This is a genomic window from Rhizobium sp. NPDC090275, from assembly GCF_044772225.1.
Classification (GTDB): Bacteria; Pseudomonadota; Alphaproteobacteria; order Rhizobiales; family Rhizobiaceae; genus Rhizobium.
Genome location: NZ_JBIVYL010000001.1, coordinates 244300 through 256707 on the forward strand (window position 1 = coordinate 244300; position 12408 = coordinate 256707).

The window sequence follows — 12408 nt, forward strand, 5'->3', positions numbered from 1 at the left end:
TCGCCCGCGCATTTATTAACTTAGGGAGAGAGAGATGAAATCCATTATCTCATTGATGGCAGCTGCCGCGTTCGGCGTTGCTTCGTTCGTTATGCCGGCTGTTGCCGCTGACAAGGGTCTCGTCGGTATTGCCATGCCGACCAAGTCGTCCGCTCGCTGGATCGACGACGGCAACAACATCGTCAAGCAGCTCCAGGACGCCGGTTACACGACCGACCTGCAGTATGCAGACGACGACATTCCGAACCAGCTGTCTCAGATCGAGAACATGGTCACGAAGGGCGCGAAGGTTCTCGTCATCGCTTCGATCGACGGCACCACGCTGTCGGACGTGCTGCAGAAGGCTGCTGACGCCGGTATCAAGGTCATCGCTTACGACCGCCTGATCCGCGATTCGGCCAACGTCAGCTACTACGCAACCTTCGACAACTTCCAGGTCGGCGTTCTTCAGGCCGGCACGATCGTCGACAAGCTCGGCCTCAAGGATGGCAAGGGCCCGTTCAACATCGAGCTCTTCGGTGGTTCGCCTGACGACAACAACGCCTTCTTCTTCTACGATGGCGCAATGTCCGTCCTGCAGCCTTACATCGACTCGGGCAAGCTCGTCGTAAAGTCCGGCCAGACCGGCATGGACAAGGTCGGCACGCTGCGTTGGGACCCGGCAACGGCCCAGGCTCGCATGGACAACCTGCTGTCGGCTAACTACACCGACGCCAAGGTTGACGCCGTTCTGTCGCCTTACGATGGTCTGTCCATCGGCATCATCTCCTCGCTCAAGGGCGTAGGCTATGGTTCTGGCGATCAGCCGCTGCCGGTCGTTTCCGGCCAGGACTCGGAAGTTCCTTCCGTCAAGTCGATCATCGCAGGCGAGCAGTATTCCACGATCTTCAAGGATACTCGCGAACTGGCGAAGGTTACCGTTGCCATGGTTGATGCCGTCATGTCCGGCAAGGAGCCTGAAGTCAACGACACCAAGACCTACGACAACGGCGTAAAGGTCGTTCCGTCCTACCTGCTGAAGCCGGTTGCCGTCACCAAGGAGAACTACAAGACCGTTCTCGTCGACAGCGGCTACTACAAAGAAGACCAGCTGAAGTAATCTGACGAACGCCGGAATCCGCGCCTTCGCGCGCGGGTTCCGGTTTCCGATTTTTAGAACGCCAGGCCGATCTTACGGCCACGGCGCTGGAATTTTGATCATGGAAAATACACTCCTCGAAATGCGGAACATCACCAAGACGTTCCCGGGCGTAAAAGCGCTCGAGAATGTGAACCTCAAGGTTCGCCAGGGTGAGATACACGCAGTTGTGGGGGAAAACGGGGCCGGCAAGTCGACCCTGATGAAGGTTCTTTCCGGTGTCTACCCCTCGGGCACCTATGATGGAGAGATCTTCTACGACGGCGACGTCCGCAATTTCAAAGTCCTGAAGGACTCCGAAGAAATCGGCATCGTCATCATTCACCAGGAACTGGCGCTCGTGCCGCTGCTCTCGATCGGGGAAAACATCTTCCTCGGCAACGAGAATGCGAAGAGCGGCGTCATCAGCTGGGAAACCACCTTCAACCGCACCAAGCAGCTGCTCGCCAAGGTGGGCCTGCGCGAATCTCCGAACACGCTCGTGACCGACATCGGTGTCGGCAAGCAGCAGCTCGTCGAAATCGCCAAGGCCTTGTCCAAGAGCGTCAAGTTGCTCATTCTCGATGAGCCGACCGCGTCGCTCAACGAAAGCGATTCCGATGCGCTGCTGAACCTCCTGATGGAGTTCCGCAAGCAGGGCATCACGTCGATCATCATCTCGCACAAGCTCAACGAGATCCGCAAGGTCGCCGACCAGATCACCGTTCTGCGCGACGGCATGACCGTCAAGACGATGGACTGTCATAAGGAAGAGATCAGCGAGGACACCATCATCAGAAACATGGTGGGCCGCGATCTCGAAGACCGCTATCCGCCACGCTCGGTTCCGATCGGCGAAACCATCTTCGAAGTGAAGAACTGGAATGCATTTCACCAGCAGCATCGCGACCGCCAGGTTCTGCACGACATCAACATCAACGTCCGCAAGGGCGAGGTGGTCGGCATCGCCGGCCTGATGGGTGCCGGCCGCACCGAGTTCGCGATGAGCGTATTCGGCAAGGCCTATGGCCACAAGATCACCGGCGAAGTCTATGTCGACGGCAAGCAGGTTGACACCAGCACCGTTCGCAAGGCGATCGATGCCGGTCTCGCTTACGTGACCGAAGACCGCAAGCATCTCGGTCTCGTGCTCGCCGACAACATCATGCACAACACGTCGCTCGCCAACCTGGCGGGTATTTCGAAGAGCACCGTCATCGACGGCATCAAGGAAAGCAGGGTCGCCACCGACTACCGGTCGAAGCTGCGCATCCGTTCGTCGGGCATCTACCAGGAGACGGTCAACCTCTCGGGTGGGAACCAGCAGAAGGTGGTGCTGTCCAAGTGGCTGTTCTCCGATCCCGACGTGCTGATCCTCGACGAGCCGACCCGCGGTATCGACGTGGGTGCAAAATACGAAATTTATACTATCATCAACCAGCTTGCTGCCGATGGAAAAGGCGTTCTGATGATCTCGTCGGAAATGCCTGAACTGCTTGGCAACTGCGACCGCATCTATGTGATGAACGAAGGTCGCATCGTCGCTGAACTGCCGAAGGGCGAAGCGAGCCAAGAAACCATCATGCGCGCCATCATGCGCTCTGGGGAGAAGAAACAATGACTCCTGTCAACCCGACCAGCCACGAGGAAAGCAACGTCGTTTCCGTCGTCGATTACATCCGCGGCAACATTCGTGAATACGGCATGCTCATCGCGCTCGTCGCGATCATGGTGTTCTTCCAGTTCTACACCGGCGGCATCCTGTTCAGGCCGGTCAACCTGACCAACCTCGTTCTCCAGAACTCGTTCATCGTCATCATGGCGCTCGGCATGCTGCTGGTCATCGTGGCCGGCCATATCGATCTGTCGGTCGGCTCCATCGTCGCCTTCGTCGGCGCGCTGGCGGCGATCTTCACCGTCTCCTGGGGTATGAACTTCTGGCTCGCGGCCTTGCTTTGTCTGGCGATCGGCGGCGTCATCGGCGCGGCGCAGGGCTATTTCATCGCCTATCACCGCATTCCGTCGTTCATCGTGACGCTGGCCGGCATGCTGGTGTTTCGCGGCCTGACGCTGACGGTTCTCGGCGGCAAGAACATCGGTCCGTTCCCGAAGGAATTCCAGGTCATCTCCACCGGCTTCCTGCCTGGCGACATGGTCGACATCTTCGGCACGCCGACGCAGATCACCTCTCTGGTGCTCAGCGTCATCCTGCCGGTCATCCTGTTCTACCTCGCATGGCGCCGCCGCAAGGTGAACGAAAGCCACGGCATCGACGTCGAGCCGATGGGCTTCTTCGTCGCGCAGAACGTCATCATCTCGCTGGCGATCGTCGCACTCGGCTATCTGCTGTCGACCTATCGCGGCCTGCCGAACGTTCTCATCGTCATGCTGGTGCTGATCGCGGCCTACAGCTTCGTCACCCGCCGCACGACGATCGGCCGCCGCATCTACGCGATGGGCGGCAATGAAAAGGCCACCAAGCTCTCCGGTATCAACACCGAGCGCCTGAGCTTCTTCACCTTCGTCAACATGGGCGTTCTCGCCGGTCTCGCCGGCATGATCGTGGCGCTTCGCCTGAACTCGGCAACGCCGAAGGCCGGCGTCGGCTTCGAGCTCGACGTCATCGCGGCCTGCTTCATCGGCGGTGCTTCGGCATCCGGCGGCGTTGGCAAGATCACCGGTGCCGTCATCGGCGCGTTCATCATGGGCGTCATGAACAACGGCATGTCGATCGTCGGTCTCGGCATCGACTTCCAGCAGATGGTCAAGGGTCTCGTGCTGCTCGCAGCCGTCTTCTTCGACGTCTACAACAAGAACAAGGGCTAAGCGCTTCGGCGCTGCCCACCTATTCGCAGTGACTTGAATTCGCAGTGACATGAACTTGCAATCCGGCTCCCTCGGGAGCCGGAATGGCGGAGCACATTCCGCGCAATGGAAAAAAAGGATGAAGACCGTGCTTATTTCGCAGATCAAGGGTTCGAACGGAGAGATCGTCGTCGCCGTGCGCGAGCCGGGCGGTACCGCGAAAGCCGTCAACAATGCCGGCAGCGTCTATGCGCTCGCCATGGAAGCCGCAAATGGTGGCAAGTCGCTCGCATCGGTGATCGAGGCGCATGGCCTTGGTGAAGCTGTTGATCTGGAAAAGGCATATGCCGAAGGTCGCTTCCTGCCGCCGATGACGCATCCTGACGCCGCGCACCTGCATCTGACGGGCACGGGCCTGACGCATCTCGGCTCGGCCGCGACGCGTGACAGCATGCACAAGAAGACCTCCGAGGCCGCGGAAGAAACGCTGACGGACTCGATGAAGATGTTCAAGATGGGCCTCGAGAACGGCAAGCCGAAAGCCGGCGAAAAGGGCGTCCAGCCCGAGTGGTTCTACAAGGGCAACGGCTATGGTGCCGCAGCTCCTGGCGCCGCACTCGTCTCCCCATCCTTCGCGCTCGACGGCGGCGAAGAGCCTGAGATGGCCGGCATCTACGTGATTGCTGAGGACGGCACGCCGTTCCGCATCGGTTTCGCGCTCTCCAACGAGTTTTCCGACCACGTCACCGAGCGCCAGAACTATCTCTACCTCGCGCACTCCAAGCTGCGTCCGGCAAGCTTCGGCCCCGAGATCCGCATCGGTGCGGCGCCTGAGGATATCCGCGGCACATCGCGCATCAAGCGCGGCGATAAGGTGATCTTCGAGAAGCCCTTCCTATCGGGCGAAGCGAACATGTCGCACACCTTCGCCAACCTCGAATATCACCACTTCAAGTACGGCCTGTTCCGCGTCCCCGGCGACGTTCACGTCCACATGTTCGGCACGGCGACGCTGTCGTTCGCCGAAGGCATCAAGACGGAAGAGGGCGACGTGTTCGAGATCGAGGTCGCCGAGTTCGGCCTGCCGCTGCGCAATCCGCTGAAGATCGACGCCGAAGAAGAAATCGTCGTCAAGCAGCTCTGATTTCTCAGCTCTGGTTTCTAGGGCCCGGCGCATTGGCTGTCGGGCCAGTCTTTCATAAGCGGTAAAGGAGGCTTGCAGGGCCCATGACCATTTATCAGAACCTGATCGCCGGCGAATGGATCGGCTCGGACGCCACCAAGAACATCAACCCGTCGGATACGAACGAAGTCGTCGGCCTCTATGCCGATGGTTCGGCAGAAGACACGAAGAACGCTATCGCCGCTGCCAAGGCCGCTTTCCCGGCCTGGTCGCGTTCCGGCATCTGGGAACGCCACGTCATCCTGAAGAAGGCCGGCGACGAGATCATGGCGCGCAAGGACGAGCTCGGTGCGCTGCTTGCCCGCGAAGAGGGCAAGACGCTTCCCGAAGCGATCGGCGAAACCATCCGCGCCAGCCAGATCTTCGAATTTTTCGCAGGCGAAGTGCTGCGCCTTGCCGGCGAAACCATCCCGTCGGTACGCCCGAACATCGGTGTCGAGATCACCCGCGACCCGCTCGGCGTCATCGGCATCATCACGCCCTGGAACTTCCCGATCGCCATTCCGGCCTGGAAGATCGCGCCGGCGCTCTGCTACGGCAACACCATCGTGTTCAAGCCGGCCGAGCTGGTTCCGGCCTGCTCTTGGGCGATCGTCGACATCCTTCACCGCGCCGGCCTGCCGAAGGGCGTGCTCAACCTCGTCATGGGCAAGGGCTCGGTCGTTGGCCAGGCCATGCTCGACAGCCCCGATGTTGCGGGCATCACCTTTACCGGCTCCACCGGCACGGGAAAACGCGTCGCCGCCGCTTCGCTCGAGCATAACCGCAAGTTCCAGCTGGAAATGGGCGGCAAGAATCCGATGGTCGTTCTCGACGACGCCGACCTCAACGTCGCCGTCGAAGCTGCCGCCAATTCCGGCTTCTTCTCGACTGGCCAGCGCTGCACGGCATCCTCGCGCCTGATCGTTACCGAAGGCATCCACGACAAGTTCGTGGCGGCCCTGACGGCCAAGCTTGAGACGCTTGTCGTCGACAACGCCATGAAATCGGGCACGCATATCGGCCCCGTGGTCGATGAGAAGCAGCTGAAGACCGACACCGACTATATCGAGATCGGCAAAAAGGAAGGCGCCAAGCTCGCCTTCGGCGGTGAGCTTCTGAAGCGCGACACGCCCGGCTTCTATCTGCAGCCGACGCTGTTTACCGAAGCCACGAACCAGATGCGGATTTCCCGCGAGGAGATCTTCGGACCCGTCGTCTCGGTCATCCGCGTCAAGGATTACGAAGAGGCGCTGGCGACCGCCAACGACACGCCGTTCGGCCTGTCTTCCGGCATCGCGACGACCAGCCTCAAGCATGCGACGCACTTCAAGCGCAACGCCGAGGCCGGCATGGTGATGGTCAACCTGCCGACGGCCGGTGTCGATTTCCACGTTCCGTTCGGTGGCCGCAAGGGCTCTTCCTACGGCCCGCGCGAGCAGGGCAAGTACGCCGCCGAATTCTACACATCCGTCAAGACCAGCTACACGCTGGCCTGACGTCAAAATAGCGATACGGGCCGTCGCGAGGACGGCTCGGCATCCCTCAAAAGGCAGAAGACAATGTTTAAAAAAGCGGAATGGCCGCGCAAGCTTCGATCGCAGGAATGGTACGGCGGCACCAGCCGTGACGTCATCTACCACCGCGGCTGGATGAAGAACCAGGGTTACCCGCACGACCTGTTCGACGGACGCCCCGTCATCGGCATTCTCAACACCTGGTCGGACATGACGCCGTGCAACGGCCATCTGCGCGAACTGGCGGAGAAGGTCAAGGCCGGCATCTGGGAGGCCGGCGGCTTCCCGATGGAAGTTCCTGTGTTCTCGGCTTCCGAAAACACCTTCCGCCCGACCGCGATGATGTACCGCAACCTTGCGGCGCTCTCGATCGAGGAAACCATTCGTGGCCAGCCGATGGACGGTTGCGTGCTGATGGTCGGTTGCGACAAGACCACGCCGTCGCTCTTGATGGCGGCCGCCTCCGTCGACCTGCCGTCGATCGTCGTCACCGGCGGCCCGATGCTGAACGGCTACTTCCGCGGCGAGCGCGTCGGCTCCGGCACGCACCTCTGGAAGTTCTCCGAAATGGTGAAGGCCGGCGAGATGACGCAGGCCGAGTTCCTCGAAGCCGAGGCTTCGATGAGCCGTTCGTCGGGCACCTGCAACACCATGGGCACCGCGTCCACCATGGCGTCGATGGCCGAAGCGCTCGGCATGGCGCTCTCGGGCAATGCTGCGATCCCGGGCGTTGATAGCCGCCGCAAGGTGATGGCGCAGCTCACCGGCCGCCGCATCGTGCAGATGGTCAAGGACGACCTGAAGCCCTCTGATATCATGACCAAGCAGGCCTTCGAAAACGCCATCCGCACCAATGCGGCGATCGGCGGTTCGACCAATGCCGTCATCCATCTGCTGGCCATGGCCGGCCGCGTCGGCATCGACCTGACGCTCGACGACTGGGACCGTTGCGGCCGCGACGTGCCGACCATCGTCAACCTGATGCCGTCGGGCAAATACCTCATGGAAGAGTTCTTCTATGCGGGTGGCCTGCCTGTCGTCATCAAGCGCCTCGGCGAAGCCGGCCTGCTGCACAAGGATGCGCTGACCGTTTCGGGCGAGACGATGTGGGAAGAGGTCAAGGACGTCGTCAACTGGAACGAAGACGTCATCCTGCCGGCCGAAAAGGCGCTGACGCAGTCGGGCGGCATCGTCGTCCTTCGCGGCAACATGGCGCCGAAGGGTGCTGTCCTGAAGCCATCGGCTGCTTCGCCGCATCTGCTGACGCATCGTGGCCGCGCCGTGGTGTTCGAGGATATCGATGACTACAAGGCCAAGATCAACGACGACAATCTCGACATTGACGAGACCTGCGTCATGGTCATGAAGAACTGTGGTCCGAAGGGCTATCCAGGCATGGCCGAAGTCGGCAACATGGGTCTGCCTCCGAAGGTTCTGAAGAAGGGCATCACCGACATGGTGCGCATCTCGGATGCCCGCATGTCCGGCACCGCTTATGGCACCGTCGTTCTGCACACTTCGCCGGAAGCCGCCGTCGGCGGTCCGCTTGCCGTCATCAAGAACGGCGACATGATCGAGCTCGACGTGCCGAACCGCCGCCTGCATGTCGATATCTCCGACGAAGAGATGGCGCGTCGCCTGGCCGAGTGGAAGCCGCAGCACGAGCTGCCGACCTCGGGCTATGCGTTCCTGCACCAGCAGCACGTCGAAGGTGCCGACACCGGCGCCGACCTCGACTTCCTCAAGGGATGTCGCGGCAGCGCGGTTGGCAAGGACAGCCACTAATCGGTCGTTTCGATCGGGTGAATTGACGAGGAGGCGGGGCGAAAGCTCCGCCTTTTCCGTCTCTGAGGGGCGGGTAAGTTATAGTTAAAGATTTAATAAAATCATGCTAGCTTGACCTCGCACTGCAATGACGACGAGGCCAGACATGCGCAAGCCCGCGCCGAAGACCACTCACCACGATGCCGACGGGACCGAGACGGAAGACAATCGCCAGTTGGTGAACCGTCTGCTCGAGAACGCGCAGCGCGGGGTGAGGGCGGAGGCGCCTGTTGCTGTCGACGAGGTCCGCGAGACGCGCCATTCGGTGCTCGAAATCGCCGTGCTCGTCTGCTTCATACCCTTCTACTGGCTCTACTCGCTGGCGACCCGCCGGACTTCGGAAACATACGAGAGCCTCTGACCCCGCCTTCACGATCCGCTCCGAAGAGACCATTACGCTGGTCAACTGACGTCGCTGCCTTATGTGTCCTGACATAGGCGACGAACGCGGGAGGAGCGCGTAATGGCAAAGAACACGATTTGCGTATGGTACGACAAGGATGCGGAGGAAGCCGCGCGCTTCTACGCGAAGACGTTTCCTGACAGCTCCGTCGGGAAGATCACGCGTGCACCGGGAGATTATCCCTCGGGCAAGGAGGGGCAGGTGCTCGTCGTCGAGTTCACCGTCGCCGGCGTTGCCTGTATCGGCCTCAATGGCGGCCCCGTCTTCAAGCACAACGAGGCCTTCTCATTCCAGATCTCCACCGAGGATCAGGAAGAGACCGACCGCTACTGGAACGCCATCGTCGGCAATGGCGGCGAGGAGAGTGCCTGCGGTTGGTGCAAGGACAAATGGGGCGTATCATGGCAGATCACGCCGCGCGTGCTGACGGAGGCGATGAACGCCGGCGGCGCCGAGGCCAAGCGCGCCTTCGATGCGATGATGGACATGGGCAAGATCGACGTCGCGGCGATCGAGGCTGCTCGCCGGGGCTGAGCGATTGCCGAGTGATCTCGGCCGCATTTTCTTCTCCAGACCGCCCGTTGTCAGGAACGAAACGGGCGTCCTGCCGTTATCGCCGCAGGAGAGCGTCAATGCCAGGAGTGCGGAAATTGATTGTGCTGAGCGCGTTCAACATCGATGACAGCGGCGCTCTTGTCCATGCGTTCGAACCGCGCCGGATGAAGGGCGAGGACACGGCCGTCTATGTCGCCGAGACGATGGTCAACGACTATGCCGGCGTGGTCGTCTGGTGCCGCGAGGCCAATGTCGCGGTTGGCGAGCAGGGGCCATCGATCATTCTCTTCCAGTCGGGGCAGGTGCCGGAGTTCGATTAGACGCGTTCGACTAGAAGAGTTCGAATAGCAGGGCGTCCGCCCGGACCGTGGCGGGCGAGGGCAGCATGACCGTATATTCCGTCAGGCACATCACCCAATACAGCTACAAGCGCCCGGTCACCTTCGGCCAGCACCGGGTGCTGTTTCGCCCGCGCGACAGCTTCGACCAGCGGCTGCTCGACGCGACGATGGTGGTCGAGCCGACGCCGGCGCGGGTGCGCTGGATCCACGACGTGTTCGGCAATTGCATTGCCCTTGTGGACTTCGAAGGCGCATCCGATCATCTCCGCTTCGAGACCAATATCCGGCTCGATCATACGCCCGAGGTGCCCGTCGAGTTCGAGATGGACAGCGAGGCGCTGACCTATCCTTTCTCCTATGAAGAGGACGAGCTTCCTGATCTCAGCTGCACCATCGCGCGCTCCTATGACGACCCCGAGGGGGCGGTGGCACACTGGGCGCGGCAGTTCACCGGCGCGGGCACTTCGGTGCAGACCGGGCATATCCTGATGACGCTGTGCTTTTCGATCCGCCAGAGCTTCGTCTATGCACGCCGCGTCGAAAGGGGCACGCAAACGCCTGTCGAGACGCTGCAGCGGCGACAGGGAACGTGCCGGGATTTCGCGCTTTTGATGATGGAAGCGGCAAGGTCTCTGGGTTTCGCTGCGCGTTTCGTCACCGGCTACATCTACGTGCCTGATCGCGATGGATCGCGCACGCTTGGCGGCGGGTCGACACATGCCTGGTGTCAGGTCTATCTGCCGGGCGCGGGCTGGGTGGAGTTCGATCCGACCAACGGCATCGTCGGCAATCAGGACCTCATCCGCGTCGGCGTCGCCCGCGACCCGCGCCAGGCGATCCCACTCTGGGGGAGCTATGACGGCACTAGCGACGATTTCGGTGACATGCTCGTGCAGGTCAATGTGACCACCGAGACATGATGCCGTGATCCGGTCGCAGTGCGTGGAACCGATCGGTGCCGGTGACGTTCCCTGAAAGCGCGCCAATGCCGCCGCGCCGCTTTTCGAAAAGGAACGATCATGAAGATCCATGCCGGTTTCACGATAGGGTATGAATGCGTGCAACCGACGCCGATGCTTCTCACCCTCAACATCCACCCCTCAAGACGGGTCGATCTCTTGACCGAGCAGGTGCTGGAGTTCGACCAGCAGATCGAAGCCTGGGGCTACACCGACGATTTCGGCAATGCCTGCACCCGCATCGTGGCGCCGGCGGGGATCACCACCATCTCGACCAGCTTCGACATCTACGACAGCGGCCAGCCCGATGTGATACCCGTCGATGCCGTCCAGCATGAGATCAAGGATCTGCCCGACGACGTGCTCGTCTTCCTGCTCGGCAGCCGCTACTGCGACACGGACCGGCTTGCCGATTTCGCCTGGGAGACCTTCTCGGCCACCAAGCCTGGATGGACCCGCGTGCAGGCGATCACCGATTTCGTGCACGGCCATATCCGCTTCGACTACATGAACGCCGATCTCCTGCGCACCGCGCATGGCGGCTACACGGACAGAACCGGCGTGTGCCGGGATTTCGCGCATCTGGCGATTACGCTTTGCCGCTGCATGAACATTCCCGCGCGCTACTGCACCGGCTATCTCGGTGACATCGGGGTCCCCAAGGACCCGGCGCCGATGGATTTCAGCGCCTGGTTTGAGGTCTATCTCGGCGGCCACTGGCACACGGTGGATGCGCGCCACAACACGCCGCGCATCGGCCGCATCCTGATGGCGACCGGCCGCGATGCCACCGACGTCGCTATCTCCACGGCGTTCGGGCCGGCGCGGCTGGCGCAGTTCGAGGTCGTTACCGATGAGATTGTGACTGGCGATACCCTGCCGCCGATGCCGTTGATTTCTAGCTCTGGGACTGACTCTGAGATTGCCCCTGGTCCGCGACCTTGACGATCACCTGCAGCTTTTCGCCCGGCGTGCCGATGCGCATGCCCGAGACGGGAGCGGCGTCCTTGTAGGAGAGGCCGCTGGCGATACGGACATAGCGCTCGTCCGGGCAAATCTTGTTGGCGGGATCGAAGCCGACCCAGCCGAGGCCGGGAATATGCGCTTCCGCCCAGGCATGGGTTGCCGCCTGCTCGATCTTTTCTTCCATCATCAGATAGCCCGAGACATAACGCGCGGGAACACCCAGCGCATGGGCGGCTGCGACGAAGATATGGGCGTGGTCCTGGCAGACGCCGGTCTTCTTTTCCAGCGCCTGCTCGGCCGTGGTCTCGACGTCGCTGGTGCCGGGCTGGTAGTTCACCGTCTCGTGGATGGCGCCCATCAGGGCATGCATGCGGCCAAGCTCGTTGTCGCCGCTGACGCCCTTGATGAGCTCCTTCACCAGCTTGCCCGGCTTGGTGCGCGGCGTGTCGCGTAGGAAGAGCCAGAGCGGGCAGAAGCCGGTGTGCGGGCCGGTGACGCCGTTCAGATCCTCGGTCTCGACCTCGCCCTCCGCGACGATGCGCGTCACCTGCTGCTCGCCTTCCAGCGACACCAAGTTGACGTGGTTGCCGAACTGATCGTCATACTCGACTTCAGGCTTGGCGCCCTCGACATGCAGCGACCAGCTCAGCACCTTTTGGCCCGGGCCTGATGGCGGGGTCAGCCGCAGGCGCTGCAGCGAGAAGGCGGAGGGTTCGTCGTAGCGGTATTCGGTGACGTGGCTAATCTTCAGTTTCATGT

Annotated in this window: 12 protein-coding genes; 11 read left to right on the top strand and 1 reads right to left on the bottom strand. The window is 61.5% G+C overall.

Features of this window, described 5'->3' with window-relative positions; all coding sequences use genetic code 11:
* Positions 1-34: 34 nt before the first annotated feature.
* From chvE to ACIQUB_RS01185, 11 genes are all read left to right on the top strand, one after another.
* A complete protein-coding gene (gene chvE, locus ACIQUB_RS01135) occupies positions 35-1099 on the top strand; it encodes a multiple monosaccharide ABC transporter substrate-binding protein (RefSeq protein ID WP_018897233.1) in 1065 nt (354 codons plus the stop codon).
* Between the two features lie 100 nt (positions 1100-1199).
* A complete protein-coding gene (gene mmsA / locus ACIQUB_RS01140) occupies positions 1200-2738 on the top strand; it encodes a multiple monosaccharide ABC transporter ATP-binding protein (protein WP_047506352.1) in 1539 nt (512 codons plus the stop codon).
* Complete coding sequence (gene mmsB, locus ACIQUB_RS01145; RefSeq protein ID WP_113238387.1) at positions 2735-3943, top strand: multiple monosaccharide ABC transporter permease; 1209 nt, start codon at positions 2735-2737, stop codon at positions 3941-3943. The genes mmsA and mmsB overlap by 4 nt, the downstream gene beginning before the upstream one ends.
* Positions 3944-4070: 127 nt before the next feature.
* Positions 4071-5066, top strand: coding sequence for an AraD1 family protein (gene araD1 / locus ACIQUB_RS01150; RefSeq protein WP_162737551.1), 996 nt, complete (start codon positions 4071-4073; stop codon positions 5064-5066).
* Positions 5067-5149: 83 nt separating this feature from the next.
* Positions 5150-6583, top strand: coding sequence for an aldehyde dehydrogenase family protein (locus tag ACIQUB_RS01155; RefSeq protein ID WP_402928362.1), 1434 nt, complete (start codon positions 5150-5152; stop codon positions 6581-6583).
* Between the two features lie 63 nt (positions 6584-6646).
* Positions 6647-8386, top strand: a complete 1740-nt coding sequence (araD, locus tag ACIQUB_RS01160; protein ID WP_018897238.1) for an L-arabinonate dehydratase — start codon at positions 6647-6649, stop codon at positions 8384-8386.
* Between the two features lie 145 nt (positions 8387-8531).
* Positions 8532-8786, top strand: a complete 255-nt coding sequence (locus tag ACIQUB_RS01165; protein WP_113238384.1) for a hypothetical protein — start codon at positions 8532-8534, stop codon at positions 8784-8786.
* A 102-nt stretch (positions 8787-8888) separates the two neighbouring features.
* On the top strand, positions 8889-9362 hold the full coding sequence (locus tag ACIQUB_RS01170) for a VOC family protein (protein WP_018897240.1): 474 nt from the start codon (positions 8889-8891) through the stop codon (positions 9360-9362).
* A 122-nt stretch (positions 9363-9484) separates the two neighbouring features.
* Positions 9485-9703 (top strand): hypothetical protein, encoded by a 219-nt coding sequence (locus tag ACIQUB_RS01175; protein ID WP_296434711.1) that lies wholly within the window; start codon positions 9485-9487, stop codon positions 9701-9703.
* A 65-nt stretch (positions 9704-9768) separates the two neighbouring features.
* Entirely contained in the window at positions 9769-10644 is an 876-nt protein-coding gene (locus tag ACIQUB_RS01180) for a transglutaminase family protein (RefSeq protein WP_113238383.1), read from the top strand.
* 99 nt (positions 10645-10743) lie between these two features.
* Positions 10744-11628 (top strand): transglutaminase family protein, encoded by an 885-nt coding sequence (locus tag ACIQUB_RS01185; protein ID WP_113238382.1) that lies wholly within the window; start codon positions 10744-10746, stop codon positions 11626-11628.
* Here ACIQUB_RS01185 and ACIQUB_RS01190 read toward each other — a convergent pair.
* Complete coding sequence (locus ACIQUB_RS01190; protein WP_112982974.1) at positions 11582-12406, bottom strand: transglutaminase family protein; 825 nt, start codon at positions 12404-12406, stop codon at positions 11582-11584. The genes ACIQUB_RS01185 and ACIQUB_RS01190 overlap by 47 nt on opposite strands.
* Positions 12407-12408 lie beyond the last annotated feature (2 nt).

Bases quoted from the DNA above. Each gene is read 5' to 3' on its own strand.
- chvE (WP_018897233.1), top strand. From the start codon at position 35: ATGAAATCCATTATCTCATTGATGGCAGCTGCCGCGTTCGGCGTTGCT.
- mmsA (WP_047506352.1), top strand. From the start codon at position 1,200: ATGGAAAATACACTCCTCGAAATGCGGAACATCACCAAGACGTTCCCG.
- mmsB (WP_113238387.1), top strand. From the start codon at position 2,735: ATGACTCCTGTCAACCCGACCAGCCACGAGGAAAGCAACGTCGTTTCC.
- ACIQUB_RS01155 (WP_402928362.1), top strand. From the start codon at position 5,150: ATGACCATTTATCAGAACCTGATCGCCGGCGAATGGATCGGCTCGGAC.
- araD (WP_018897238.1), top strand. From the start codon at position 6,647: ATGTTTAAAAAAGCGGAATGGCCGCGCAAGCTTCGATCGCAGGAATGG.
- ACIQUB_RS01165 (WP_113238384.1), top strand. From the start codon at position 8,532: ATGCGCAAGCCCGCGCCGAAGACCACTCACCACGATGCCGACGGGACC.
- ACIQUB_RS01170 (WP_018897240.1), top strand. From the start codon at position 8,889: ATGGCAAAGAACACGATTTGCGTATGGTACGACAAGGATGCGGAGGAA.
- ACIQUB_RS01180 (WP_113238383.1), top strand. From the start codon at position 9,769: ATGACCGTATATTCCGTCAGGCACATCACCCAATACAGCTACAAGCGC.
- ACIQUB_RS01185 (WP_113238382.1), top strand. From the start codon at position 10,744: ATGAAGATCCATGCCGGTTTCACGATAGGGTATGAATGCGTGCAACCG.
- ACIQUB_RS01190 (WP_112982974.1), bottom strand. From the start codon at position 12,406: ATGAAACTGAAGATTAGCCACGTCACCGAATACCGCTACGACGAACCC.